General features: G+C 58.2%; 19 protein-coding genes. 13 read left to right on the top strand and 6 right to left on the bottom strand.

Going from position 1 to position 23444, the window contains the following annotated elements:
* Window positions 1-61: 61 nt before the first annotated feature.
* The 5 genes from ACK509_RS16005 to ACK509_RS16025 all read left to right on the top strand — a co-directional run bounded on the left by ACK509_RS16005 (window position 62) and on the right by ACK509_RS16025 (window position 6583).
* Window positions 62-1759: a hypothetical protein gene (locus ACK509_RS16005; RefSeq protein WP_410767567.1), complete on the top strand. Its 1698-nt coding sequence runs from the start codon at window positions 62-64 to the stop codon at window positions 1757-1759.
* Window positions 1760-2002: 243 nt separating this feature from the next.
* Entirely contained in the window at window positions 2003-2989 is a 987-nt protein-coding gene (locus tag ACK509_RS16010; protein WP_410767568.1) for a hypothetical protein, read from the top strand.
* Between the two features lie 164 nt (window positions 2990-3153).
* On the top strand, window positions 3154-4212 hold the full coding sequence (locus ACK509_RS16015; RefSeq protein ID WP_410767569.1) for a glycosyltransferase family 4 protein: 1059 nt from the start codon (window positions 3154-3156) through the stop codon (window positions 4210-4212).
* 188 nt (window positions 4213-4400) lie between these two features.
* Window positions 4401-5624, top strand: coding sequence for an ATP-grasp domain-containing protein (locus tag ACK509_RS16020; protein ID WP_410767570.1), 1224 nt, complete (start codon window positions 4401-4403; stop codon window positions 5622-5624).
* Between the two features lie 95 nt (window positions 5625-5719).
* Window positions 5720-6583, top strand: a complete 864-nt coding sequence (locus ACK509_RS16025; RefSeq protein WP_410767571.1) for a DUF5694 domain-containing protein — start codon at window positions 5720-5722, stop codon at window positions 6581-6583.
* A gap of 134 nt (window positions 6584-6717) precedes the next feature.
* Here ACK509_RS16025 and ACK509_RS16030 read toward each other — a convergent pair whose 3' ends face one another.
* On the bottom strand, window positions 6718-7719 hold the full coding sequence (locus tag ACK509_RS16030) for a glycosyltransferase family 2 protein (RefSeq protein WP_410767572.1): 1002 nt from the start codon (window positions 7717-7719) through the stop codon (window positions 6718-6720).
* A gap of 541 nt (window positions 7720-8260) precedes the next feature.
* Window positions 8261-8500 (bottom strand): hypothetical protein, encoded by a 240-nt coding sequence (locus ACK509_RS16035; protein ID WP_410767573.1) that lies wholly within the window; start codon window positions 8498-8500, stop codon window positions 8261-8263.
* Window positions 8501-8655: 155 nt separating this feature from the next.
* Here ACK509_RS16035 and ACK509_RS16040 point away from each other — a divergent pair, with 155 nt between their 5' ends.
* The 3 genes from ACK509_RS16040 (at window position 8656) to ACK509_RS16050 (ending at window position 10611) form a co-directional block, all read left to right on the top strand.
* Entirely contained in the window at window positions 8656-9285 is a 630-nt protein-coding gene (locus ACK509_RS16040; RefSeq protein ID WP_410767574.1) for a hypothetical protein, read from the top strand.
* A 105-nt stretch (window positions 9286-9390) separates the two neighbouring features.
* Window positions 9391-10041: a hypothetical protein gene (locus ACK509_RS16045; RefSeq protein ID WP_410767575.1), complete on the top strand. Its 651-nt coding sequence runs from the start codon at window positions 9391-9393 to the stop codon at window positions 10039-10041.
* 60 nt (window positions 10042-10101) lie between these two features.
* Window positions 10102-10611: a DUF2062 domain-containing protein gene (locus ACK509_RS16050; protein WP_410767576.1), complete on the top strand. Its 510-nt coding sequence runs from the start codon at window positions 10102-10104 to the stop codon at window positions 10609-10611.
* Window positions 10612-10685: 74 nt separating this feature from the next.
* On the opposite strand, the gene ACK509_RS16055 is transcribed toward ACK509_RS16050, so the two are convergent.
* Both ACK509_RS16055 and rdfA read right to left on the bottom strand, forming a co-directional pair.
* Window positions 10686-11951 (bottom strand): tyrosine-type recombinase/integrase, encoded by a 1266-nt coding sequence (locus ACK509_RS16055; protein ID WP_410767577.1) that lies wholly within the window; start codon window positions 11949-11951, stop codon window positions 10686-10688.
* Between the two features lie 396 nt (window positions 11952-12347).
* Complete coding sequence (rdfA, locus tag ACK509_RS16060; protein ID WP_410767578.1) at window positions 12348-12950, bottom strand: rod-determining factor RdfA; 603 nt, start codon at window positions 12948-12950, stop codon at window positions 12348-12350.
* Between the two features lie 101 nt (window positions 12951-13051).
* Between rdfA and ACK509_RS16065 the strand changes: the two genes are divergently transcribed.
* Window positions 13052-14965, top strand: coding sequence for an archaea-specific SMC-related protein (locus ACK509_RS16065; RefSeq protein ID WP_410767579.1), 1914 nt, complete (start codon window positions 13052-13054; stop codon window positions 14963-14965).
* 85 nt (window positions 14966-15050) lie between these two features.
* On the opposite strand, the gene ACK509_RS16070 is transcribed toward ACK509_RS16065, so the two are convergent.
* Together ACK509_RS16070 and ACK509_RS16075 are read right to left on the bottom strand one after the other, a co-directional pair.
* Window positions 15051-15866 carry an IclR family transcriptional regulator gene (locus tag ACK509_RS16070; protein WP_410767580.1) on the bottom strand — a complete coding sequence of 272 codons (816 nt, stop codon included), beginning with the start codon at window positions 15864-15866 and terminating at the stop codon, window positions 15051-15053.
* Between the two features lie 335 nt (window positions 15867-16201).
* Window positions 16202-17449: a Zn-dependent hydrolase gene (locus ACK509_RS16075; protein WP_410767581.1), complete on the bottom strand. Its 1248-nt coding sequence runs from the start codon at window positions 17447-17449 to the stop codon at window positions 16202-16204.
* 285 nt (window positions 17450-17734) lie between these two features.
* Between ACK509_RS16075 and ACK509_RS16080 the strand changes: the two genes are divergently transcribed.
* From ACK509_RS16080 to ACK509_RS16095, 4 genes are read left to right on the top strand one after another with little or no spacing between them, the layout of a single operon-like run.
* The gene (locus ACK509_RS16080) at window positions 17735-19405 is read left to right on the top strand and encodes an ABC transporter substrate-binding protein (protein ID WP_410767582.1); all 1671 of its coding nucleotides are present in this window, start codon (window positions 17735-17737) and stop codon (window positions 19403-19405) included.
* 26 nt (window positions 19406-19431) lie between these two features.
* Window positions 19432-20391: an ABC transporter permease gene (locus ACK509_RS16085; protein WP_410767583.1), complete on the top strand. Its 960-nt coding sequence runs from the start codon at window positions 19432-19434 to the stop codon at window positions 20389-20391.
* Window positions 20391-21290, top strand: coding sequence for an ABC transporter permease (locus tag ACK509_RS16090; protein ID WP_410767584.1), 900 nt, complete (start codon window positions 20391-20393; stop codon window positions 21288-21290). The genes ACK509_RS16085 and ACK509_RS16090 overlap by 1 nt, the downstream gene beginning before the upstream one ends.
* A complete protein-coding gene (locus ACK509_RS16095; protein ID WP_410767585.1) occupies window positions 21287-23419 on the top strand; it encodes a dipeptide ABC transporter ATP-binding protein in 2133 nt (710 codons plus the stop codon). Before ACK509_RS16090 ends, ACK509_RS16095 begins: the two co-directional genes overlap by 4 nt.
* Window positions 23420-23444: the final 25 nt, after the last annotated feature.

Below are 23444 nucleotides of genomic sequence, written 5' to 3' on the forward strand. Positions count from 1 at the left end.
ACGATCATATCTTAAAATAGCGGGGAGTGCGCTCTTAGCGGGCGCAGTTGGTACGGGAAGTATGGGAACCGCCGCGGCCGCGGAGTACGACGAGATTGTTGTTGGCGCTGGCGAGACGTTTACCGCACGAGTCGGCTCGGGAGAGACGTTCGAGAACAAACTCATCGACATCTCGGCACCGGGTGCGACGTTCGATATCGAAGCCAGCGGAAGCGACTGGGTCGTCCGTAACATCGGTATCAAAGGCATCTGGGACGTCTACGAGAAGGCAGAACCATTCCGGGCACGCGTCGATGAAGGCGGAACCGGTCTCATCGAAAACTACTACTTCGCGGATGGATGTCCTGACGACGAATACGCTGGTGTCACAGGAATCTACGTCTACCGAACGCACGGTGGCGACCTGACTATCAACCAGACGAACATCCAAGACCTGCCGGACAACGCGATTTACGCGAGTACGCCAGGCTACCCCGAAGAGACCGTTGGCGACAACCGCTACCCGGGCAACGGTGGCACCGTCGTCATCAAGAACTCCTACGCCGAGGGATGCCGTGCATCCCACTTCCGTGTGGGAACGACGGGTTCGCGTATCGAGAACTGTGTCGCCGTCGGCGGCGACCAAGGTGACCGCGGTGTCTGGGCGCGCTTCAACGACATTCAGGTCGTGGGATGCAGTCTGACGGGTCACGCACAGGGTGACATCGCCTGTGGGACCTACCAGTGGCCCGACGGAACCGATGCGACGGTCTCTCCCAAAGACACGTACTTCGAGACGACCGACAACACTCTCACGTACCGCGGGACCGTTCTCGGCGGCTCTTCGGGTTCGCCGACCAAGTCGCTCCCCGCTGGTGCTCCGGCGAGTGCTGAAGAAGCCGCGATGGGTGGCTCATCGACGGACTCGTCGACCGGCGGCGGCAGTAGCACGAGTGACGTAACCGACTTGGCAAACACGCTCACGGTCGAAACCGTCGAAGGCGGCCCGCTCGTCGAGTACGAGTTCACCGTCGATGGGACCGTCGCCAAAGGCGCTGACGCCGAAAATTCCGACACGCTGGCGTCGAACGGCGACGGCACGACGACGGTCACCGGTAAGACCGGCAACGGCTACGCCGACGACTTCCAGTTCGATGGCGAACTACTCGACTTCGCCGCCAACGTCGATGCCGAGAATTACAGCGTCCTCGTCAACGGCGAAGAAGTGTCGTTCGAATCGACGAGCGCGCTCACGGTCGAGACCGTCGAAGGCGGCCCACTCGTCGAGTACGAGTTCACGGTCGATGGCGACGTGACGAAGGGCGCAGACGCCGAGAACTCCGATACTGTGACCGCGAACGGTGACGGCACGACGACGGTCTCTGGCAAGTCCGGCAACGGCTACGCCGACGACTTCGAGTTCACGGGCGAACTGCTCGATTTCACCGCAAACGTCACCGCCGAGAACTACAGCGTCTTTGTCGATGGCGAGGAGATCGAAGTTTCGTCCACGAACACACTCACCGTCGAGACGAATCAAGGCGGCCCGCTCGTGCGCTACGAGTTCACCGTCAACGGCACGGTGTCGAAGGGCTCCGAATCCGAAGGCTCTGAGAAGGTTTCGTCGAACGGCGACGGCACGACGACGGTCTCTGGGAAGACCGGCAACGGCTACGCCGACGACTTCGAGTTCGTCGGCTGGCTCACGGACTTCACTGCGGACGCCGCCGCCGCAGACTACCGCGTACTCGTAAACGGCGAGGAGGTGGACTCGCTCTAAGCGCACCTCATTCGAACATACGAACCCTTCTGCAAGCCACTCACGTGGCTAGCGGCACGATGTCGTTACTCGTGTCGTGGTTCGACGGGGATAGTCGTCCCCAACCCGGACCAAACATTCATTCTTCAATCCGCTGTCTTGTTAGACAAGACAATGCAGGCTGACGACGAGCGAGAGACATCGGAAGGTGAAGATTCGTTCTTCGAGTTTCGTGATTTTCCTTCGCTCGGAACACGAGGTGACGTGTCTGACTCTCCAAACTCGCCTCCTGCACGCGACGACTCTCGAACCGAGTTCGGTCGTCGCTCGCTTCTCAAAGCCGTCGGGAGTGTGTTGCTCGCAATCGCAGTCGGAATCACGAGTCTTTGGGCCGCTGACAATACGCTTCCTGAATACGAAGAAGTCACCGTCGCGGCCGGAGAGACGTACACGGCCCGAGTCGGGTCGGGTGAGACGCTCGAGAACAAACTCATCGACATCTCAGCACCGGGTGCGACGTTCGATATCGAAGCCAACGGGGCCAACTGGGTCGTCCGCAACGTCGGCATCAAAGGTGTCTGGGACCAGTACCAGAAAGCAGAGCCATTTCGAGCGCGTGTGGATGAGGGCGGAACTGGCCTCATCGAGAATTTCTACTTCGCGGATGGCTGTCCCGACGACGAGTACGACGGGGTGACCGGCATCTACGTCTATCGCACGCACGAAGGCCATTTGACCATCAACCAGACGAACATCCAAGACCTGCCAGACAACGCAATTTACGCGAGTACGCCGGGCTATCCACAGGAGACTGTTGCCAATCGACTCCCCGGGAAAGGTGGTACTGTCGTTATCAAGAACTCCTACGCCGAGGGATGCCGAGCATCGCACTTCCGTGTGGGAACGACGGGTTCGCGTATCGAGAACTGTGTTGCAGTCGGCGGCGACCAAGGTGACCGCGGTGTGTGGGCTCGATTCAACGATATCGAGGTGATCAACTGCCACCTGAGTGGTCACGCCCGCGGCGATGTCGCCTGTGGAACGTTCGAGTGGCCAGCAGGTCTCGACGCGAGAGTCAGCGTCGTCGATACGTACTTCGAGACAACCGACGTTGGGCTCTTCTACCGTGGCACGGTGTTGGGTCTCCCAGCAGGTTCACCTGACTCGGTGCTTCCACCGATTCCACGAACCGCCGAGGAGGCGGCCAAAGGCATCGCACGGGCGACGAAAACGGCGACGACCGACACCTGAGTCTGGAACTGTATCGCTCTCGAATCGTCGTTCGTTTCCCGGTACGACGACGCACTGACTCATTTTTGCACTGGCAAACTGGCCGGTCAACCGACCCATAACTATCCACCAAGGACACCACGTTTCGCGTACGGAACTGTACACACTCGCTTCAACGTGATACCATGACACATACGCAGAAACTCCTCATCGTCGGCCCGAAAGGGACTGGCGGCATCGACCGATATATCACGGAACAACAGCGGCATCTCAGCAACCGCATGGACGTCCGTGTCTATACGAAGTACTCATCGCCCGAGGGCGAGGGACTCGAACGCGGCATCCGAATGGTACTGTCGTCGCTCTGGGCAATGCTCTTGTTTCCGTTCCAACCTCGCCCGGATGTCGTTCACGTCCACACCTCGCATACGTACTCGTTCTACCGGTCGGCATTCTTCGTCCTGTTCTCGACGTACGTGTGGAACGCCCCCGTCGTGCTACACATCCACGGGTCGTCGTTCGACGAATTCCTGAACACGGGATCTCCCATCGTCAAACGCCTCCAATCGGTCGTCTTCGACACCGTCGACGACGTGGTCGTACTCTCAGAATACTGGCGCGGCGTCGTCTCACCGCTCGCAGATGAGGAGAAAATCCACGTCCTTGCGAACGCCGTGGACCCGAGTGAATACAGTCCAACCTACGACGCCGACCCAATTCACCTGGTCTTCGTCTCGAACCTCATCGAGCGAAAGGGTGTCCTCGAACTTCTCGACGCTATCGAGCGGCTCGAAGAGATGTCTGACCTCTCTTTCCGGGTGACTATCGGTGGCGGTGGCCCGCTTGCAGACCGTGTCGAGGCGGTTGCACGGAAGTACGACAACGTCGAGTATCTCGGGTTCGTCACCGAAAAAGAAAAACGCGACTTGCTCAGCAGCGGGTCGATTTTCGCCTTACCGACCTACGCCGAAGGATTGCCGATTGCGATGCTCGAAGGTATGGCCGGTGGGAACGCCATCGTCTCCACGCCTGTCGGCAGTATTCCCGAAGTCATCACGAACGAACGCGGTCTGCTCGTCGAACCCGGTGACGCGAGTGGGCTGACGACGGCGCTCGAACAACTCATTCGCGACCCGAAACTCACCTCGAAGATGGGACGTGGCAACCGAACCCTCATCGAAGAGCAGTACTCGTGGCAGGCGACGGCGAACAACCTCGTCGATATGTACGCAAAAGCGGACTAGTTTGAAAGTATGAGTGTCCTGATTTCTGTATTGTTTTCCCCAGTTTCGATAGTTTTCTGGTTAGAATGACGCTTACTACCACGTTCTCGCGTCAATACCCAGTCGATACGTATGGCACCTACGACGATTTGCCGTCTTGAGTCACCGGGCTCTTCACCGTACCTCTGCCCAACAGGAGGGGCACGCTGATGGTCGCAAACCGGGTTCTGGTGTTGGATACGAACCTCAGACAGGGGCTCGTAACCCTCCGGAATTTAGGCCAACACGGCATCGAAATCACTGCTGGGTCGACCACTGACCTCAACCCCGGTGCATACTCGAAGTACGCAACCCGCTCTCTCTGCTATCCCTCACCGCTTACTGACGAGGTGGGCTTTGCCGATGCAATCGAGGCTGAACTCCGCGCACGAGAGTACGATATGGTCGTCGGACTCGGCAACGCGACCATCCCCGCGCTCACGAAACACCGCGAGCGGTTCGAGCAGTACACGGCCATTCCCTATCCGCCACACGACCGACTGATGATTGGGTTCGACAAGTGGGATAGCTACCAAGCGGCCTGTGACGCTGGGATTCCCGTTCCGAAGAGTGTCTTGCCCGACGATATCGACTTCGAAGCGGTCGAATCAGAGATTGGCTACCCAGTGGTGTTGAAACCTCGCCAGAGCCACAGTCGTCATGGTTTCGTCGTGTGCCACTCGCAGGCTGAACTCGAAACAGCCTACCGAAATCGAAATCGAGAGCTTGGTTCTTATCTCATCCAAGAGTACATCCCGAGCGACGGCGAGATGGGCGTGTACACGCTCTACGACTGGTCGTCGAACCTCGTGGGTCTCACCGTCCAACGACGGCTTCGAACCAACCCACCAGAGGGTGGTATCAGCACGCTCCGTGAGACGATTGACCACCCGGTGGCCGTTCAGTATGCAGACAAATTGCTTCGGTCGATCGATTGGACGTGCGCGGCCATGGTCGAGTATCGAATCGATAGCCGCGATGGCGTGCCTAAGATGCTCGAAATCAATCCCCGATTCTGGGGGAGTATGGCACTCTCCGTCTTTGCAGGCGTCGAATTCCCGTATCTCCTCTATCAACTCGTGACGACTGGTACGTGTGAGTCGCAGTGTTCGTACAATGTCGGCGTCCAAGCACAGCACTTCCCGGGTGAAATCGGGCAGTTGCTCGGTCGCCCGGACAAGCTTACTGCCGCCCGTGAACTCTTCAAACGGCCGTCTGTGCCTCGGACGTACGACGTACTTGGCCGCGACGACCCGGCGGCATCGATTGCGTATCTCGCGTTGAACGCACAACAACTCGCCGCACCTGTCGTCGAGCGACTCGTTCAGTCGGCTACGTTTCGGGGGTCGCGGCGGATGAACCCCGTCGCCGACGTGCTGAGTCGAATACGGTGACGTAGTCGCGTTCGTGAATACCGAAACACCCTCGATTTTTCTCTGCTCGGCGAACAAACACCTATAAAGCATTCTGTGAGTGACACGTTCTCACGATGCCCAGGCCCAACGTAGCTGCACGAAAGTCGCCGACGTGGCCGACTCCAACGCCGGAACAAATTGAGGTCGTCATTCTCGGCACCTACCACATGGACAACCCCGGATTAGATGCGGCAAACGTCGATGCCGACGACGTACTGAGCGACGACCGACAACGGGAACTCACCGAACTGGTCTCGAACCTCGAAGCTATCGACCCGGATTTCGTCGCTGTCGAGCGCCCTGCATCTGCGGCGGACGCAGTACAGGACGCCTATTTGCAATATCGCGACGGCGGTTTTTCGTACGGCGAAGCACACGCGCTCAATGCCATGCATCCGGAGCGTGACGATGCGCGACAGCGAAGTCGAAGTGAAGTCGTCCAAATCGGATTCAGACTGGCCGACCGATTCGGCCACGACCGTGTCGTTCCGGTCGATGTTCCAGAAGACCTCGGTGACAGCCCGGACTTAGATGCACTCGAAGCAGATGGGTTCGAACCAACGCCAAAGCGAGACGTTCCGCGACTCGATACCAGAGCCCTAGAGGAATCGCTCACCGAGCGCCTCAAAACCTCGTCTATTCCTGCATACCATCGCTTTCTCAACGAAGAGGCCGCACTCCACTACAACGACGGAATGTACGACCAGTTCCTTCAGATGGGTACAGACGAGAACTACGCCGGACCCGACGCACTCGCTCGGTGGTATCGACGAAATCTTCGCATGGTCCACAACATCTGGCGCGCCGTGGACGACGATACTGAGCGCGTCCTCTTCATCGTCGGGTCTGGTCACGTCCACATTCTTCGACATCTACTCACCGAGTTCCCACAGTTCTGCCCGGTGAGTCCGCTTCCGTACCTCCCGCGTGAGGACTAGCCACTGGCGTCGTCAGTTCGCTCGGCTACAACGTCGATAGAAGAGAATCGGTTGTTGATCGGGAAGTACAGGTTGCTGAAAATGCGTCGTTCTCGAACTGCTCGGTCGGTTGCCTCGGCTACTTGCGGGGTTGACTACCGGCGCAGTTTTCGTCGCCCGGAACTCGAAATCTCGTCGCTCTCTTGTCTGTCACTTAGCATCGCCCCGAGGAGCGAGACGATGCCGAGAATCGACACCTGCATCGAGGGCTTTGTCTCGCCGTGTCTCGTGAGTAATCTCCACCCTGTCTGGAGGACACCGAAGAGCGTTGCGAGCGCGCCGAAGACGTAGAGGATGGCCACCGGGTGTACACCCGATTTCGTGTACTTCACCCACAGACGCCAGATGAAGTTCCGTAAGAGGAGCGTCGAGAGTTTGGGAATGAACGTCGAGTATCGGATTCCACTCTCTTCGTCGCCGTAGCGGGAGGGCATCGGGACGCTCGCCACGCGCTTGTCGTGTACGTTGAGTTTGACGAGCATGTCGTTGAGGAACCCGTACTGGTCGTAGAGGTCGTCCATGTCGATGTCGCGGAGGGTTTCAGCAGAGACTGCGGTGTAGCCGTTCTGGGGGTCGCGGATGTGCCAGTAGCCACTGGAGATTCGCGTCAATCCCATGAGGAGGACGTTTCCGAACAGGCGGAACGGAGGCATGCCGACGAGGTGGTGAGTACTGCTGAGTCGGTTTCCAACCGAGTAGTCGGCTTCGCCCGAGACCACGGGGTCGAGAATCGTATCGAGAATATCGGGGTCCATCTGTCCGTCACCGTCCATGACGGCGATGACCTCCATCCCGTCGTCGAGTGCGCGGCGGTAGCCTGTCTTCACTGCTGCGCCGCGACCCTGTTGGGTTTCGTGTCGAATAGGAACGATTCGCGATTCGAATCGTTGGCCACCATCGGTCGCGAATGGTGCGACCTGCTGTGTCGTCACCTGTTCTGTGTGTTCGAGGATTTCGTTCCAGGTTCCATCGACCGAGCAGTCATCGACGACGTACGCTCGGTCCACAAATGCTGGCATCGTGTCGATAACTGGCCCGATAAACGACTCTTCGTTGTGTGCTGGGACGACGACACCGATTGCCTTACCGCGGTACATTCAGACCTCCGTGCCCAGTTGCGGCCGACTGAGCAGATTCGACTTGAGTGAACTCCTCCGGCAGGACCAGTGTCTGCGTGGAAGATTTCGAGAACATTAGACACATTTTCTGGTTCAGGTCCAGATTGTGTCAGAAACATCTTTGTTAATCGCCACCGACCCGTGTCAACGAATATTCAGTCATTGAACAACCAATTTCAATAGTCAGGGTGGCTGAGATGTGTATCTGAGAGAAATCGTGCCTTCGTTTTCTGTTCGAATGTCCAGATAAAGACCCGTTTCAGGACGCCGAATATGTCTGAAAAATATTATACTAACACTGTCTGTCTGGATTGTGAGATATTCACATTTGGCGACATAATTTGACACAGCGTTGTCTCCTCGGTCTTTACAGGCACCTAGCGGGTCAGTGGGAACCTTGACTCTGTGACTCGCTGTGTTCGCCCCGCTCGGCTTTGGATACAGACTCGAATCTCTTCGGGGTGCTATTGGTGGTGATTAAAATGGGATGGACGGCGTGTACCACCGCCTAATGTGGGCCTTAGAGGATGTCGTCATCGATACCGCCGGGGTCACCGGCAGTATCGAAGAGGTTGTTCTGGGCGCTCTCGACGAAATCGGACCGAATCGCGCTCTCTTCTTCGACGGGGGCACCGTAGGCGTCCATCCCCATCGAAAGCAGTTCTTCGACTGCTTGCTCTTCAGTAATGAATTCTTCATCTACCAACTGCTCGAACTCCACGAGCAGTTCGTCGGGCAGGTTCACTTCAACGACGGGCATTACCCTCGGTTCGTACTCAACGTACTTGAGCAACCGGGTGTGACACAGACAGATAACCGGGTCGCTTATGACTGTTCCCTCGGTGTGTCACTGTAGTTGACTGTCCGTATTTGCTGATGGTGCAGGCACACTCGAACGCTCGGAGGACGACTCACATGACACACGACCCTGACTCACAATCTGACGGTGTCGTGGGTGAGTCCGCTCCCGACGAACTCGACTGGCTTCCCGAACGTATCTCGCTTCCGAGCGTCGAATGGGTCATCTACCCACCCGGCGAACCTCGCCCGGCAAACTTCGCACTTCGATTCGAAAAGGCAGTGCCGACTGCGCTCGTGGGAACGGAGTCCGGTGATTCACCGGGCGTCCACGTCCTTCCGCATCCCGGTGGCCTGTCGGTCTCTGCGCGACTCGGTGGCCTCCTCGACGATTCGATTCGAGAGTTTCAGCACCCAGAAACCGAAGTGGACCGCACAGAAATCGCGTCGTGGGTTCAGACGTGGGTCGAATCCCTCGATAAGCGAACCGAATTCGAACGGATCCGGTCGGCGTGCGGTCCGGTTCCCAACGCAGGTGAGACGGTTGCGCGCGCGCTCTTCGAACACTTTGGCCGCGCGGATACTGTCGCCGCGTTCATCCTCGACCGAGATACGAGCGCACTGTGTTCCGTCTCGGGTATCGCCGACCAGACCGCCGACGAGTTGGTCGTCCACTACGGCACCGACACCGAGTGGGACTACTACCGAAGCCGACAGTCGGGGTCCCGCGAGAGCCTCGACGATTGAGGCGTAGCGAGCATATCGCCCGGCCACTCCCCCCGAACTATCGGTGAGTAAAACAGATTTTTGACTCTCACGTAGGATTATGCACTCATCGAGTGAGATACAGATATGTCCCCGACACGTCGAACGATGCTTCGCTCGCTCGGACTCGTTTCTCTGTCTGCGCTCGCGGGCTGTCTCGGCGGTACTGCTCAACCAGACGATGGACTCACAGACACGCCCGGTGATTCAACGATGACCGACAACCCAGGCGGCACACGACCGACAGGAACCGGCGGACCAGGCATCTCGCTCAGAAGCGTCGATGCTGCGCCCGACATCCCAATCGAACCCGCGGTGGATGTGAGCGAAGATGTGGCGACAGACGAACACCCACCACAGATTCAGGTCACCCTGACGAACACGAGCGATTCGGAGATACTCGTGGGCGAAGGTCGAGCTATCTTCTTCGAATACGTCACCGATGACTCGCGTGAACTCATGTTCCTCCCGGCAGAACAAGAGTGGCCTGCTGAAGCGGGATGCTGGCGATTGTCGGAAGGCATCCTTATCACCGAAGAGTACCGCATGGAGACGTTCGCCCCCGGCGAGTCGAAGACGAAATTCGTTGACCTCTACGGGATGGCCAAAGAGGGCGAAGACAGTTGTCTCCCAGTCGGTGAGTTCCGATTCGAGACGCAGATTTCCGCGCAGGGAGAGATGGGTAGTAGCGATGACTCACAATCTGCGACGTGGGGCTTCTCTCTCGTTCTGGAATAACTGATATTCGGGCTTTCTAACCTACTAAATTGAATATTCTGACTTTCCGAGGCCGAAGAGTTGATAACGACTGATTCCCTCTCGTGGGCAAGCGTGTACGAGAGACTGTTCGCGGTCCGCGACCGCATCCGGACGGGGATACTCGCCGCGTTCGAAGCACAGCACACGCCGCACGAGATTGCGCTGAGCTTCGCGTTCGGCGTGTTCGTGACGGTTCTCCCAACTGCTGGAACCGCGCTTGCTCTGTTCGTATTAATCTCGTACTATTTCGAACGCGCGAGCAAACTCGCCCTCGGCGCGACGGTCGTCATTTTCAATCCACCGGTCAAGTGGGCGCTCTACGGGGCGAGCTTTTGGCTTGGGTCGTTCCTCCTCGGGCCGGTCGGAACAGCACCAGTAGACCCGACCCAGTTCACGCTCGATGCTGGCTACGACATCATCATCCGACAACTGCTCGGCAACGCCATCTTCGCGGTCGGACTGTCGATACTCGGGTACGTACTCGTCTTCGGTATCACACAGGTCTACTACCGACGAGAGGCGACCACTCCGACGTTCGACTTCTCGTAGGCTGCCAAAATAATTGAATTGCTGACATTCTATACCGGTTTCATACACCACCATGTCCGCAGTTATCCACAACTTCAGCGACTTCTCTGCGTGGGTATCCGGGTTACCGTCTGTGACTCTGAATCTGATTCTTCGTCACCGAAAACTGCTGCGAGTCGTGTTCGCATGGCTTCTCTTCGGAATGCACGTCGCCGCTCCTCAGACAGGTAGTTGGACATGACCACTTCGGCACTCTTCGAACCTTGGTCGGCGGCGATGCCCTCTAACTGTGCGACCATCGATTCGACGGCCGCCTGATACGTGGTGTACCAAAACCGACGACACAGTTTGGCCGTCGGCGTTTCGCCATCGACGCGGACGCCCGCGCTGTCTGCGAGGCGCTTGAATCGACGGTTGACTGTCTCGCGTGCGATGTACCCTGTTTCGGACCGCGAAGAGGGGAATATCGCTCCCGTCCACTCGTTGTCTCCGGCGAGACCGTCGATTCGCTGGCGAACTGCCTCGGTTCCGTAGAGGAGTGCCACCGTTCCCGGTCCGTTCTTCCGCTCGCTAAAGGCGATGTGCGGGTCGTCGTCGCTCAGCGTGAACTGCGATGCATCGAGCGTTGCGAGTTCGTTTGGCCGAAGTCCCCACCCGGCGAGTCCGAGGACCAGCAGTCGTTCTTCGAGGCTCTCGGCGGCCTGATACACCGACCGAACCTGCGCTGCGGTCATCGTCTGGTTGTCTGGTTGCCCTTGCTCCCACCGGAATTGCTTTGCTGCGTTCGCAACCGGGTTGTACCGCGCTCGTCGGAAATCGACCAGGTAGTCGTAAAATGCGCGGACCGTTTGAAGGTACGCGAGTTTCGTCCCATCGGTCGTCAACTGGTTGCCGAACTCGTCGAGGACGCGCAAACAGCGGTCGATTTCGTCGGGCTCTGTGTCTCTATCGCTGAGGTGGTCCAAGAGACTTGCCTCCCCGTGGAGTCGGCGGTATATCCGTGCGAACCGTGCGAGGTGCGTTCGCCGAGTAGGGAGTGTCGTCTCCGCGAGTCCTCGTCGCGTTTCGAGCATGTCGAGGTAGGACTCGAAGGCTCGGATAGTTGATTCGTCTTCGATTCCCCAGTCGTACCCCTGCGAGTCGCCGTCGCCGACACCGACAACGTCCACGAAGAACTCTCTTGGCGTCAATCCGTGTTTTTCGCGCAGTGCGTACGCGATACCTGACCATCCTTGCTCGGCCAACCACGCGTAGGTCGGTGCGTCGCTCGTTGGGTCCATTCCATCGCGGTCCATCGCGGGCGCAACCACCTCCCAATAATAGGCTTCGAGTTCGTCGAGGGATTTTCGAGACCAGTTCATTCGTGGCTTCCCCGTGGACGCGTTCTCTCTCGACGACTGCGCAACTCCATCATCTCAGTTCACCGTCCGTTGGAGACAAAGTGTTTTCTCTCGACTACTGAGTGAGACGTGGATATTCTCCCTCCAAACTACGTGTTCATTCGTGAATAGAATTTCACAAAAATCACAATATTGGTGGTTGGCCATTCATAACTCTCTTATGATATTCTCTATCTCTGCTCTATTACAATGTTTACAAATTGTAAAATGCCTTGTCATTAACGATTAAGCACGACTTTCGTAGTGGTTCGTTCCTCGAACTAGGTGAGCCAGTTGCACTTGTGTTGTTAACCACTCTGTTGTACACTCATTTGTTTGTCGCCTACTTTCCAAGTAAAATGCACTACTCTCTTCTTCTCACTCGTCCACAGAACAGCCACACGATCCGTGGTGAATTAACTCATCGAACCCGTATTGGCGACCACATTCGGTACACAACACTTGGATATCGACGAGTACGTCGGCAGACCCAATTTCGAGGGTTTCGCGGTGTTCGAGCGACTCGAGTGCGCTTTCGGTGACCGCGACGAGTCGCCCGCGGAGTCGCTGGACTCGCTCTGTCGGGTCACTTTGTCGTCGTGCTTTCGACGCTCCTCGGTAGGACGTAAGATACGTGTGGATTGCTTGGTGGGAGACGAAATCTTTCTGTAATTGGTCGATATCTACCCCTGCTCGCTCTAAGCGTCCACGCGTGCGCGTCCGCTCTGCACCAGTCGCACTGTCGTCTGTCAGTGCCTCGTACAGCGACTCGATTTCTCCATCCAGCAGGTCGAGACCGACGTCGGTCGTTGCGCGTTGCAGGAGTTCGAGATTGAATGCACGCGCGAGCGTTCGCAGGCTATCGTCGTCTTCGTCTGCCGTCCACCGCGCTTCGAGTTCGTCCCCAAACCCGTCGAATCCGTAGGTTTCGATGAGACGCCCCACCTTCGAATCCGTCGGGTCTGCACGCACATCTGCCATTACTTATCACAACTTCCCCAACAAAATAAGCGTACCCATTACACTCGTACTTCTGTAATCCAACACGAAATGTTATCACGGGTCACCTAGTACGTAGTCCAATGACTCTTACTACGAGTGCCTCAGAGGTCTCTGTTGAGGCACAGAACATCGGCGGTATCGAGGACACGTCTGTCGTTTTCGAACCCGGTATCACGATTCTCGTCGGACGAAATGCCACCAACAGAACCTCGTTTTTGCAGGCGTTGATGGCCGCACTCGGTAGTAATCGGGCCTCGCTCAAAGCGGACGCCGACGAAGGACGTGTCACACTCTCTATCGACGACGAAACCTACACGCGAACACTTCGCCGAGAGGGGTCGAACGTCGTCACCGGCGGGTCTCCGTATCTCGACGACCCGATGCTCGCCGACCTCTTTGCGTTCCTCTTGGAGTCGAACGAGGTCCGCCGCGCAGTCGAACGTGGCGACGACCTCCGAGAACTCATCATGCGTCCGGTCGATACGACGGCTATCGAGGCTGAAATCGCCCAGCTCGAAGCCGAACGCCGTTCTGTCAGCAAGCGATTGGAAACAGCAGACGATATCGACCAGACCATCCACTCGCTCGAACAACGCGAGGCCGACCTCGAAGACGAAATCGAGGGGGCCCGAGAGCGATGTGCCGACCTCGAAGACAAAATCGAGGCCGAAGAAGAAGCCGAGTCACGAAGCGGTGACGAACTCTTCGACCGCCTCAACGACCTGCGCTCGTCGCTCGAAAACGTCAGATTCCGTCTCGAAACCGAACGGCAGAGCCTCGAAGCACTCATCGACGACGAGGCCACGATTCGAGAGGAACTCGACAAACTCCCCGACGAGAGCCACGACTCGCCCGACGACCTCGAATCTCAACTCTCGACGCGCCGCGAGCGAGTTCGACAAATCGAGTCGCAGATGAACGAACTCCAGAACATCATCCGCGTCAACGAATCCATGCTCTCGGGGACGAATCGTAACATTGCGAACGTCCTTCGCGGCGAGGGGAAGCGAGATGTGACGAAAGGACTGCTCGAAGACGACCAAATCGTCTGTTGGACCTGCGGGTCGGAAGTCGATTCCCAGACCATCGAAGCGACCATCGACAACCTTCAGTCGTACCGCGCGACGCTCGCATCCGAGCGACGAAATGCGAGAGAAGCTATCGACGACCTTTCGGACCGCCTCGATACCATCGAATCGCGGCAGAATCGCCGCCGTGAACTCGACACTCGCCTCGAACAGACGGTTGCCGAGCGCGAGGAGACGACAGCACGTATCGATGACCTCGAAGCACGGCAGGAAGAACTCCGTGAGGAGATCACAACCGTCGAAGCAGAAGTCGAAGACATCGACGACGAACGCGACGAACTGGTCGAACTCCACTCGCAGGCGAATCGGGCCGAACTCGAGCGCGACCGCCTCGAAACCGAGCGTGAACGCGTGCGGGAACGACTGGACGAAGCCCAGATGCGCAAGGACGAACTCGCAGAACTCCGAGCGCGACGCGACGAGATCGACGACGAAATTCACAACCTGCGTGGACGCATCGACCGTATCGAATCGAACGCCGTCGAGGCGTTCAACGACCACATGGAGCGCGTCCTCGAAATTCTCGACTACGGAAACGTCGAACGCGTCTGGATAGAACGCATCCAGCGGGAGTCTAACGGGCGTTCGGACGACGCCCACGAATTCGTGCTTCATATCGTCCGTGAGACGAAGATGGGAACAGTCTACGAAGACACGATCGACCACCTGAGCGAGAGCGAGCGTGAGGTCATCGGACTAATTTTCGCCCTCGCGGGTTACCTCGTTCACGACGTGGCTCAACAGGTGCCATTCCTCTTGCTCGACTCGCTGGAGGCAATCGATTCTCAGCGTATCTCGGCACTCGTCGAATACATCCACGAACACGCCGAGTTCGTCGTCGTCGCACTCCTCCCCGAGGATGCCGCGGCACTCGACGATGAACACGCGAGAATCACGGAAATCTAAGGGCTCTCTCGGTCGAATTTCGGATTGAACTGTCGTTCTCAGTTTGTGAACCGTCACTGAATGTGTGTGAAAAACAGACTGTGTATTAGCTGAACGTCGGGAATTCGTCGTCTGACTCTTCCATGTTGACGTTGACTTCGATGACGTTCGCCGTGTTGACGACGCTCTCGATGATACGCTCGTGGTAGTCTGGTTGCTTCATTCGACGGACTGGACCAGAGACGCTAATCGACCCGAGGACGCGCCCATGGCGGTTGGTGACGGGCGCGCCGATTGCTTGGAGGCCCGTAATCTCTTCTTCGTCGTTGAGCGAGTAGCCCCGGTCTCGGATGGTCTCCAGTTCTTCGAAGAGGTCGTCGCGGTCGGTGATGGTGCGGTCCGTCTTTTGCGGAAGACCGTACTGGTCAACAATCCAGTTCACGCGCTCGCGTGGGAGGTGCGCGAGAATCGCTTTTCCAGTCGCCGAAAAGTGGAGGTAATCGGCCTGCTGAAGCTTGTTCACCTGGTAATCTGCACCGACTGCTTTCTCACCGCGAACCTTGTAGAGGTTGATACCCAACCCGTGCTGTTCGGTCGCGAGGTGGGCGTACTCGCCGGTCTTCGCGGCGAGTTCTTCTAACTCTGATTTTCCGATTCGGTAGAGGATGTTCTGATATCTCACGTACTCGCCGACGAGCAAGAACTGCAACGAGAGGCGGTAGGTGTCCTCTTCTTTCACCACGAACCGCTCGCTTCTGAGCGTACTGAGATAGTTGTAGACGACGCTCTTCGAGAGGTCGAGGTGGTTGGCTAACTCTGTCACGCGCGCGCCGTCTAACTCTTCGAGCGCACGGATGACATCGAACGCACGAGACACCGTCTTGAGGGTCCGCGGCGAGCCGGTCGTGGGTTCGTCTGCCATAGCATACATCCCGGATGCATCCCCATATGTGTTTGTATTTCACGAACTACTGCAACTAGTGAAACCCGCTCATATCCCGACATATGGTCAGTATTCACGAAATAGGTACTCAACTCACATTGCAATTTCGTACTCGTTGGGTTCTGTATCGCAATAATTCACTAATTACAAATTGCTGTTCACATATGGTGTACGCGTCAGACTCGTGTCTGACTCTGTGCAGGTAACGTCGCATGGTTTGTTTCAGGATGCTTTCAGGCGCTCACAGAACGGGTAACCGACGGTGACAGTTGCTCACGGTGGAGCATACGAGAGAGAAAACTCGGTCTATCGAACTACTCGGTCGCCAGCGAGGCGAGTGCCCCGGCGAGAACCTGCGTCGCTTTTGCACAGTCTTCCCAGTCGGTCCATTCGAGCGGATTGTGCGAGATTCCGTCTCTAGAGGGTGCGAACAGGAGGGCGGCATCGGTTACTTCCGCGACGTGCATCGTGTCGTGACCAGCACCGGAGTGTAACTCGAGCGTCTCGAGACCAGCGTCGACGCCAGCATCGTGTAGTGCGGTTCGGCACCGCTCGCTCATCTCGATGGGTTGGCGATTCCACGGGTGTTCCAGCGAGGTCTCGACGGGCCGCTCGTCTTCGATGCGGGCGAGACTTGTTCGCGCCTCGTCGATGATGTACTCGATAGAGTCGTAGTCAACGTCTCGAACGTCGATTGTCAGTGAGACGGTCCCGGGAATGACGTTCGGTGCATTCGGCGAGACTTCGAGCTTACCGACGGTTCCGACTGCCGTCTCCGAGATAGCACCGCGCTCGTTCGTCGCCTGCTCGACGTCGAGGATGAATTCGCTCGCTGCAGTGAGTGCGTCCGAGCGGTCGTCCATGAGCGTCGAACCGGCGTGATTGGCTTCGCCCGTGATTTCGACGTTGCAACGAGAGAGACCGACGATACTGGTGACCACACCAGCGGGAACGTTCGCGTCTTCGAGTCGTTCGGACTGTTCGATGTGGAGTTCTATCCACGAATCCCACTGGGAGGCGTCGAGTTGACTTTCGCCGCGATAGCCGATATCGGCCAGCGCGTCACCGAGCGGAATGCCGTCTTCGTCTTCGATTTCGAGTGCCTCTTCGACGCTCATGTCGCCGACGGCGACCGCAGACCCGATGAGACCGCCACCGAATCGCTGTCCCTCTTCTTCGGTGAAGTTGACGACTTCGACGGGTCGGACTGGTTCGACGCCTGCGTCTTGCATCGCTCGAACACTCTCCAAGGCGGCATAGACCCCGAGTGGGCCGTCGAAGATGCCACCTTCGGGGACTGAATCGAGGTGGCTCCCGGTTGCGACGGGAGCTGCGTCGGGGTCGGCACTCTCGGGAACCCATCGTCCAACGATGTTGCCGACCTCGTCGATAGATATTTCGAGACCTGCATCTCTGAGTCGCTCACAGAAGAACTCTCGCGCTCGTCGGTCTGGCTCGCTCCCGGTCACGACCGTCCGTCCGCGACCCTCTTCGGTCGGGACGGCACCAAACTCCGCATTTGACTCGATGTCACTACGGAGTCGCTGCTGGTTGATGTGCATGGTGCTTACTGGCGGGATTCGTGACTCTCACTATTTTATTGTTTGGAATTAACACACACGACTGACATAACTGGAAAATCGCCAATTTTGCTGTGTGAGGGTCACCCAGCCGCCCACATTCTAATTTACAAGATTGCTCGAGATGATAATTTATCTATGACCAGTTATTGGTGCGAACGAGTTGCGGATTTCCACCAACTGGTCGTGAAAACGAGTAGATATGTATGAGAAGATTTCCCACATAACCACAATTTTTATCACAACGTAATGGATTTGAGGGTTTGTATGCAAGGTAATGGCAAGGGAACCGACTCTCCCGATAGCTCTGCTGATGAGTCGCGTCGCGGGCGTCTCGGACGCCGCACGTTCCTCGGTGCCGCCGCAACGACTGGCGCTGCTGCGTTAGCCGGTTGTACTGGTGGCTCCGACGACGGTGGCGACTCCGGCGGTTCGGATGGCGGAAACGACGGTGGCGACTCCGAAACCGAAGAGACCACCGAATCGATGGGCAAGCAAGGCGGTACGCTCCAGTGGGGCGGTGCAGTCCCCGTGCAGGGACTCGACCCCCACCTCGACACCTCCGCGGCGTCGAAGCGCGTCCTCGAAAACATCTACGAAGAAGTCGTCGCACTGCAAGACGACTACTCCATCAAACCCCACCTCGCCGAATCGATGGAGCAGTCCGACGACAACACGGTCCTGACGTTCAACCTCCGTCAGGGCGTGATGTTCCACAACGGCAAGGAGATGACCTCCGAAGACGTTCTCGCGACGTACGAACGCGTCCAGAACGGCGACTACCTCGCCACGGGCTTCTTCGAGTTCGTCGAAGAACTCCGCGCACCTGACGAGTACACCTTCGAAATCGAGCTGACCGAACCGTTCGCGCCGTTCCTCGCCAAGATGGCGACGGCCGAACTCTCGGTCATGCCCGCCGAGAACGCCGAGAAGGACATCGCCGAAGAACCAATCGGCACGGGCCCCTACAAGTTCGATAGCCGCGAAATCGAGACGTCGTTCACGATGACGCGCAACGAGGACTACTGGGGTGCCTCCGACGAGGACGGTCCGTTCATCGACACCATCGTCAAGAGCGAAGTGCCGGACCCGAGCGTCCGTCTCCAGTCGTTCCTCGCTGGCGAGTACGACTTCATCAACGGTATCGCACCGAAAGACGTCTCCCGTGTCGAACAGGCACCTGACGTTCGATTCGAGACGCAGTTCCCCAAGTCGCTGGTCTACCTCGGGATGAACTGTGACGTCGCACCGTTCGACAACAAGGACGCGCGTCTCGCACTCGACTACGCTATCGACAAGGAAAAGGTCGCAGAGGCGGCGCTCTACGGAACCGGCCAGACCACTGCGTCCCCGGCCGCCCCCGGCAGTCCGTGGGTCAACCCGGACGTCGAACCTCGTGGTCGCGACCTCGAAAAGGCACAGGAGCACCTCGACGCCGCAGGCATGTCCGACGGTTACACGGCGACGTTCAAGATTCCGCAGTCCTACCCGACGCAGGTGCAGGCCGCGGAAGTTATCGCTGACGACGCTGCTGACGTGGGAATCAACCTCGAAATCCAGCAAATCACGTGGAGTACGTGGCTCTCGGACGTCTACTCCAAGCGCGACTTCCAGGCGACGACGAGTTCCTACCTCGCACTCTGGTACCCTGACGTGTCGTTCTACAAGTTCTTGCACCCAGACGGTGCGTTCTTCTTCACCAACTGGACCAACGACGAGTACAACTCCCTCGTCGAGGAAGCCCGTACCATCTACGACGAAGACGAGCGTGCCGAACTCTACCACCAGGCGACGCAAATCCTGCACGACGAGCGCGCAGGCCACATGTTCCTGTGGTGGCAACCCAGCCTCTACGGTGCCGCGTCGCAGTACAAGGGCGACATCGGTGCCCCCGATGGCTCTACGCTCCAATTCGGCGACAACTGGCTCGACCGCTAAAATCGACTACATAACCTTTCCATACCATGTCGATGTACAATTATATTGCACGTCGCGTCGGCTTCATGGTGGTGACGCTGTTTTTCATCACGCTCATCGCCTTCGCAGTCACCAATATCCTCCCTGGTGACGTCGCGCTCCTCATCTTGGGGCCGAACGCGACAGAGCAGTCGCTCGAAGCGCTCCAAACCCAACTGGGACTCAACCGCCCGTTGTACGTTCAGTACATCGACTGGGTCATCGGCCTGTTACAAGGAAATATGGGCGAATCACTGCGGTTCGGTGAGCCAGTCATGACGCTCATCGCCGAGCGTCTGCCTCGCTCGCTCATGCTCGCTGTCGCCGCAACGCTCATCGCAGTCGTCCTCTCGGTCCCACTCGGTGTCTATGCCGCTATCAACCAGAACAAAGCACCCGACGTGAGCGCCTCGATGTTCGCGTTCGTCGGCATCTCGATGCCCATCTTCCTGTGGGGTCTGGTGTTCATCTTGGTGTTCGCCGTCTGGTTGAATCTCTTCCCGACTGGGGGCTATGTCGCCCCCAGCGAGGACTTAGTGGGGTCGCTTCAGCGACTCGCACTCCCTGCAGGTGCGATGGGCTTTGCCCTCACTGCCTACATCATGCGGATGACCCGGTCGTCCATGCTCGAAGTCCTGAGTGAAGAGTACATCAAACTCGCACGCGCAAAGGGAATGAGCCAGCGCGTCATCGTGCTTCGCCACGCCCTGAAAAACGCAATCATCCCCGTCATTACCGTCATCGCGTTCCAATTCAGTTACGCGTTTGGTGGCGTCGTCGTGCTGGAAGAAGTGTTCTTCTGGCCCGGCATCGGTCGATTGACGCTGACCGCGATTCAGAGCCGCGACATCCCGCTCATTCAGGGATGTATCATCGTTATCGCACTCATCTACATGTTCTCGAACTTCGCTGCAGACCTGCTGTACGCATACTTCGACCCCCGTATCCGCTACGGAGGTGACGACTGATGTCCACACAGACTGGTTCGATCCGCGAACGCTTGGAACTCACCGAGTCCCAGCGCGAGCGAATCGCCCGTTTCGTCCGGAAGTTCCGGAGCAATACGAAGGCGATGCTCGGCTTTACCATCGTGGTGATGCTCGTACTCGTCGCCATCTTCGCGCCGCTCATCGCACCGTACCCCATCGACCAGACGAACATCGAAGACCGCTCGCAGGCTCCGTCGGCCGAACACCTCTTCGGAACCGACGACCTGGGCCGCGACATCTTCAGTCGCGTCGTCATGGGGAGTCGGATCTCGCTCAGAGTCGGGTTCGGCGCCATCTTCGCGGCACTCGCCATCGGTTCCGTCATCGGCGTCGTCGCCGGGTACACCGGCGGCCTGACCGACGAGATACTCATGCGGGTGATGGACGCCGCGATGGCGTTCCCGCCGATACTTCTCGCGTTGACACTCCTCGTCGTTCTCGGCCCGGAGTTGACGAACGTCATCATCGCGTTGGCGTTCGTCTATACGCCGTACATCGCCCGGGTCTCGCGCAGCGCAGCACTCGCGGAGCGAAACGAGGCCTACGTCGAGGCGGCTATCGCCCGCGGCGAGAACGAACCGCGCATCATCTTCAGCGAGGTGTTCCCGAACTGTCTCGCACCGATGCTCGTCCAAGGCTCGCTGAACATCTCGTTCGCCATCCTCGCGGAGGCGAGTCTGTCGTTCCTCGGCCTGGGCGCACAACCACCGAGTCCCTCGTGGGGGCTGATGATTAACACCGGTCGTGGTTTCATGGAGACCGCGCCGTGGATGCTCATCTTCCCCGCGCTGGCAATCGGTATCACCGTCATCGGCTTCAACATGCTCGGTGACGGCCTCCGTGACGTTCTCGACCCCAAGGTGGAGGCGATAGAATGAGTACGAACTCGACATCTACATCCACATCGAACGGCAGTAGCGACGCACTCCTCACGGTGCGGAATCTCAAGACCGAGTTCCGCACGGAAGGTGGGAGCGTCGTCGCCTCGAACGAAGTATCGTTTGCGCTGGACCGCGGTGAGACGATGGGTCTCGTCGGTGAGTCCGGCGCGGGTAAATCCGTCACCGCGCGGTCTATCATGCGCCTTATCGACTCGCCGGGTGAGATTACCGGCGGGCAAGTCGTCTTCGATGGCGAAGACCTCATGCAGAAGTCGGAAGCCGAGATGCGCGACATTCGCGGCAACAAAATCGCGATGATTCCGCAGGACCCGATGTCCTCGCTCAACCCCGTGATGACCGTCGGCGAGCAAATCATCGAGACGATTCGCCGCCACCAAGACGTGACGAAAACAGAGGCACGAACGCTCGCCATTGAATCGATGGACGAAGTCGGGATTCCGGACGCAGCCGAGCGTATCGACGACTACCCGCACGAGTTCTCCGGTGGGATGCGCCAGCGCGTTCTCGTCGCAATCGGCTTCTCGTGCGAACCCGACCTCATCATCGCCGACGAACCGACAACCGCGCTCGACGTGACGACGCAGGCGAAGATTCTCGACCTGCTCAACGAGATGCAAGAGCGCGAAGGGACGGCGGTGCTGATGATTACGCACAACCTCGGTGTCGTCGCTCAGACGTGTGACCACGTCGGCGTCATGTACGCTGGAAACCTCGTCGAGACGGCCGAACTGCACGACTTGTTCGACCGTCCGCGACATCCGTACACGCGTGCGCTCATCGACTCTATCCCAGAAGTCGGTACGGAGTACGACGAACTGCCGACGCTCGACGGCGCGATGCCCGACTTACTGGACCTTCCCTCGGGGTGTAACTTCGCTCCGCGGTGTCCACACGCGACCGAAGCGTGTCGCACGGACGGCAACCCGTCGCTCGACTCGGTTGGTGAGTCGTCCTCGCGCGCGGCGTGTCTCCACGCAGACGAGTTAGACCTCTCCGAGAGTACAGTTTCGGAGAGCAGCGGTGGCCGTGGCGGCATCGACCGCAGCGGCGAGCCGCTGTTCGAGGTCAACAACCTGAAGAAGTACTTCAGCGCAGGCGAGGGTGTCTTCGGAAATATCCGTTTCTCGCGCGACGGCGGTGGTCTCCCGTCTATCGAACGTCGCTACGTCAAGGCTGTCGACGACGTGAGCTTCGACGTGTACCCCGGCGAGACAGTCGGTCTCGTCGGCGAATCTGGGTGTGGGAAGTCCACCGTCGCGCGGACGGCGCTTCGACTCCTCGAACCCACGGAAGGCGAGGTCTACTTCGAAGGCCAACCGCTCCACGAACTCGGCTCGTCGGAGATTCGAAGCCTGCGTCGCGAGATGCAGATGATCTTCCAAGACCCGTCGAGTTCGCTCAACCCCCGGAAGACGGTCGGTCAAATCGTCGGTCGCGCGATGGAGAAACACGACATCGCGTCGGGCGAAGAGAAACGTCGCCGGGTGCGTGACCTGCTCGAACGCGTCGGTCTCTCCGGCAATGCAGCGAGCAAATACCCGCACGAGTTCTCCGGCGGACAGCAACAGCGCGTCGCTATCGCGCACGCGCTCGCCGTCGAGCCGAAGCTCATCATCTGCGACGAGCCAGTCTCGGCACTCGACGTGAGTGTGCAAGCGCAGATTCTCAACCTGCTCAACGAGATTCAGGAACAAGAGAACATCTCGTTCCTCTTTATCTCGCACAACATCGGTGTCATCCGACACATCTGCGACCGCGTGGCCGTGATGTACCTCGGCAAAATCGTCGAGTTCGGGAGCATCGGACAGGTGTTCTCCGCGCCGTTCCACCCCTACACGGAGAGTCTCCTGTCGGCGGTTCCGCACGCGAATCCGGACCGCAAGACAGACCGGATTCTCCTCGAAGGGAGCGTTCCGAGCCCGATCAATCCGCCGTCTGGATGTCCGTTCCAGACGCGTTGCCCGAAGAAAATCGGCGACGAATGCGAGACGCACGTCCCACAACTCGAAGCTATGGACGACGAGGGACACTACATCTCGTGTCACCTCTCGGAGAGTGAGATGAGCGAACACGAATCGTTCATCGCACCATCCGCTTCGGACTAGAACTCGTCTTTCTCTCTACCTTTTT

This window comes from Haloferax sp. DFSO60 (assembly GCF_046557615.1).
Taxonomy (GTDB): Archaea; Halobacteriota; Halobacteria; order Halobacteriales; family Haloferacaceae; genus Haloferax.

What these genes read in the sequence shown, in the direction of transcription:
- ACK509_RS16005 (WP_410767567.1), top strand. Translation starts at nt 62, where the DNA reads ATGGGAACCGCCGCGGCCGCGGAGTACGACGAGATTGTTGTTGGCGCT.
- ACK509_RS16015 (WP_410767569.1), top strand. Translation starts at nt 3,154, where the DNA reads ATGACACATACGCAGAAACTCCTCATCGTCGGCCCGAAAGGGACTGGC.
- ACK509_RS16020 (WP_410767570.1), top strand. Translation starts at nt 4,401, where the DNA reads ATGGTCGCAAACCGGGTTCTGGTGTTGGATACGAACCTCAGACAGGGG.
- ACK509_RS16025 (WP_410767571.1), top strand. Translation starts at nt 5,720, where the DNA reads ATGCCCAGGCCCAACGTAGCTGCACGAAAGTCGCCGACGTGGCCGACT.
- ACK509_RS16030 (WP_410767572.1), bottom strand. Translation starts at nt 7,719, where the DNA reads ATGTACCGCGGTAAGGCAATCGGTGTCGTCGTCCCAGCACACAACGAA.
- ACK509_RS16035 (WP_410767573.1), bottom strand. Translation starts at nt 8,500, where the DNA reads ATGCCCGTCGTTGAAGTGAACCTGCCCGACGAACTGCTCGTGGAGTTC.
- ACK509_RS16040 (WP_410767574.1), top strand. Translation starts at nt 8,656, where the DNA reads ATGACACACGACCCTGACTCACAATCTGACGGTGTCGTGGGTGAGTCC.
- ACK509_RS16045 (WP_410767575.1), top strand. Translation starts at nt 9,391, where the DNA reads ATGTCCCCGACACGTCGAACGATGCTTCGCTCGCTCGGACTCGTTTCT.
- ACK509_RS16055 (WP_410767577.1), bottom strand. Translation starts at nt 11,951, where the DNA reads ATGAACTGGTCTCGAAAATCCCTCGACGAACTCGAAGCCTATTATTGG.
- rdfA (WP_410767578.1), bottom strand. Translation starts at nt 12,950, where the DNA reads ATGGCAGATGTGCGTGCAGACCCGACGGATTCGAAGGTGGGGCGTCTC.
- ACK509_RS16065 (WP_410767579.1), top strand. Translation starts at nt 13,052, where the DNA reads ATGACTCTTACTACGAGTGCCTCAGAGGTCTCTGTTGAGGCACAGAAC.
- ACK509_RS16070 (WP_410767580.1), bottom strand. Translation starts at nt 15,866, where the DNA reads ATGGCAGACGAACCCACGACCGGCTCGCCGCGGACCCTCAAGACGGTG.
- ACK509_RS16075 (WP_410767581.1), bottom strand. Translation starts at nt 17,449, where the DNA reads ATGCACATCAACCAGCAGCGACTCCGTAGTGACATCGAGTCAAATGCG.
- ACK509_RS16080 (WP_410767582.1), top strand. Translation starts at nt 17,735, where the DNA reads ATGCAAGGTAATGGCAAGGGAACCGACTCTCCCGATAGCTCTGCTGAT.
- ACK509_RS16085 (WP_410767583.1), top strand. Translation starts at nt 19,432, where the DNA reads ATGTCGATGTACAATTATATTGCACGTCGCGTCGGCTTCATGGTGGTG.
- ACK509_RS16090 (WP_410767584.1), top strand. Translation starts at nt 20,391, where the DNA reads ATGTCCACACAGACTGGTTCGATCCGCGAACGCTTGGAACTCACCGAG.
- ACK509_RS16095 (WP_410767585.1), top strand. Translation starts at nt 21,287, where the DNA reads ATGAGTACGAACTCGACATCTACATCCACATCGAACGGCAGTAGCGAC.